The organism is Rhodocytophaga aerolata (genome assembly GCF_030503435.1).
In the GTDB taxonomy this organism is placed as follows: domain Bacteria; phylum Bacteroidota; class Bacteroidia; order Cytophagales; family 172606-1; genus Rhodocytophaga; species Rhodocytophaga aerolata.
On the sequence record NZ_JAUKPO010000148.1, the window covers coordinates 1 to 1477 of the forward strand.

Below are 1477 nucleotides of genomic sequence, written 5' to 3' on the forward strand. Positions count from 1 at the left end.
TGTATGTCGTCAGATAGAATTGGACAACTGATGGCAAAATAGAAGAGACAAATGAGTAAATTGTCTTACCCTAACCTCCACGATTATGTCCAAAAACAGCAAATCCCTTTCTAAACCTAGTGCTACCCCTGCTCAAGTAGGCAAAGAGCCTATTAAACCCACACCTCTTAAGCAGCCAGTACTCTCAGTAATTAAAGACATTCAACGCCAAACTCGCAAGCAGTACTCAGCCGAAGAAAAAATACGCATTGTCCTGGAAGGCTTACGCGGAGAATTTTCTGTAGCAGAAATTTGCCGCAGAGAGGGCATCAACACCAATATCTACTACCGCTGGAGCAAGGAATTTTTAGAAGCAGGCAAGAAACGGCTGATGGGAGACACTATCCGGGAAGCTACTGCTCCGGAAGTGCAGATGATGAAAACAGAAAATGAAGCCTTAAAGCAATTAGTAGCTGAGCTAAGTCTTGAGAATCGCTTGTTAAAAAAAAGCCTGAAAGCCGAACAGTAACCAAACCCAATAAGCGTATGACACAGGCAGAGAAAATGGAAATTATTACCATTGTAGAGCAGTCACAGCTAAGTGTAAAAGCTACGTTGACACAACTAGCTATTGCCCGCTCTACTTTCTATCAATGGTACAAGCAATACTTGGCTAAGGGATATGAGGGATTAGCTTCTCAGCCAGTGGAGCGAAGAGGCTATTGGAATCAAGTGCCGCTCAAGGAACAAGAACAGATCGTCACGCTGGCTTTAGAGCGCCCAGACCTTTCTTGTCGGGAACTGGCTTGCTATATCACCGATCAGGAAAGGTGGTTTGTGTCCGAATCTACTGTCTATCGGATTCTCAAAAGGCATGGCTTAGTCACTACGCCTGCTTACCGATTAATGGAAGCGGCCGATCACTTTGCCAATCCTACTACAGCTATCCATCAGCTTTGGCAGACTGATTTTACTTATTTTAAAATCCAGGGTTGGGGCTGGTACTATTTATCAACTGTCATGGATGACTATTCTCGCTATATCCTCTCTTGGCAGCTCTGCTCGACCATGCAAGCGGTAGATGCGGAACGAACCCTGCAGCAAGCCATGCAAGCAGCCCATTTAAATGAAGAGCAAAGGCCGAAGGTATTAACCGATAATGGCTCTGCTTTCGTAGGAAAATACCTGCGGGAATATTTTGACAAGCAGCATATACAGCATATCAAATGTGCTCCGCATCATCCCATGACTCAGGGAAAAATTGAACGCTATCATCGGTCAATGAAAAATCTACTCCTGTTGGAGTTCTATTATCTACCACAAGAGTTAGAAAGGCGGATCAATGAGTGGGTAAATCATTATAACCATCATCGGTATCACGAATCATTAGATAACTTAACGCCTGCTGATGTATTCTTTGATCGCAGGCAGGAAAAGCTCAAACAAAGAGAAAAAACTAAACAGCTTACCCTAATTAAAAGAAGAAAAAGTTATATTC

General features: G+C 43.3%; 1 protein-coding gene. It reads left to right on the plus strand.

The window, feature by feature from the left end; genetic code table 11:
- Window positions 1-151: 151 nt before the first annotated feature.
- Window positions 152-1477 (plus strand): IS3 family transposase gene (locus tag Q0590_RS37240; RefSeq protein WP_302042768.1). Its coding sequence is split into 2 segments (ribosomal slippage), with 1324 coding nucleotides annotated over them: window positions 152-496 and window positions 499-1477; the frame shifts between segments, so codons are not numbered across the junction. This gene is flagged as partial in the annotation.